Source organism: Companilactobacillus halodurans (assembly GCF_009600985.1).
In the GTDB taxonomy this organism is placed as follows: Bacteria; Bacillota; Bacilli; order Lactobacillales; family Lactobacillaceae; genus Companilactobacillus; species Companilactobacillus halodurans.
This window is the reverse complement of sequence record NZ_VDFP01000182.1, coordinates 1-1,251: the sequence shown is the minus strand read 5'-3', so window position 1 is coordinate 1,251 and position 1,251 is coordinate 1. Positions and strand designations below refer to the sequence as shown.

Genomic DNA, 1,251 nt, shown 5'->3' with positions numbered 1-1,251 from the left:
GATCCAAAATATAGGAGAAGAATTCATTAAAGTTAACTAATTCCTTGTCCAACTTCGAACGCCCTTGATCCATTCGTGACAAACTCAATAAATCTTGAATCATTCGAATCATCCGGTCAGTTTCCTCTGCAGTTACACCTAAGAACTGTGGTGCCAGTTTTTGATCCTTCCAAGCACCATTGTTCAAAGCATCGATATAGCTACTTATACTGGTCAAAGGCGTTCTCAACTCGTGTGAAACATTGGAAACAAATTGACGACGTTCACTATCGATCTTTTGTTGCTCAGTGACATCGTGTAGAACACAAACCATACCACTAATGAAGCCACTATTTCTTTGAATCAACGAGAAATCAGCATTTAAAATCAACGAATTATCGTCAACTTCATCGTAATCATCGCTATTATCGCTAGTTTCGATCACCATTGGATCAGGACTTTCCAACAAGTCATCAAAGCTCGTTCGATCTTGAATTCCTAAGACATCAACTAGCGGTTGTCCGATAGTATCGTCTTCATCTCTATCCAAAAACTCTTGAGCCATTTCATTGATAACGGTTATATTACCCAAACGGTTCGTAGCAATAACCCCATCAGACATCTGGGTCAACACGCTATCTAGCCTTCGCCGCTCAGATTCAGAATTTTCGGTAGCCTCTTCAACCTTAACTGACAAATCATTAACTGCCATAGCAAGTTGTCCCAATTCATCAGGTGAGTAAACTCGAACTTGTCCGGAATAATCACCTTCCGCCATTCTGACAGCTTGTTGTTTCATTTCATCAATTGGTCGAGTAATAGCACGAGAAATGAAAATGGCTATAACTGCCCCTAACAAGCCGGCAACTAGAGAAGCTGTTAAGAAAATCAAAATGATATTGTTGATGCCAGTATAAACTGATTCCATACTAGCTCTAACATAAATTGCACCCACAACTGTACTATTATCAGTAGAAGTTACCGGTACAATTGATTCATACGAACTTCCATTTTCCTTTTGATAATAAATCTGGGTGATTTTTTTATCAGTTTTGATACTTTGTTTGATATTATCTTTCAAAGTCTGCGTTCCAACTATGTTACTACCTTCAGAATCTTTCGCCCCCACGATGATTCCACTGCGATCAATTACTTGAACATCAGTAATATCAGTACTAACACGTGTATAATCTTGAATTGCATTTCCAATATTTTCACGCGTATGCTGATCGTTATCAGTCAAATTTTCTGAAATTTGGTTGATAGTATATG

Annotated in this window: 1 protein-coding gene; it reads right to left on the bottom strand. The window is 38.2% G+C overall.

Going from position 1 to position 1,251, the window contains the following annotated elements; genetic code table 11:
- On the bottom strand, nucleotides 1–1,251 hold a 1,251-nt coding region (locus FHL06_RS13455), incomplete at both ends, for a histidine kinase dimerization/phospho-acceptor domain-containing protein (RefSeq protein WP_153387134.1).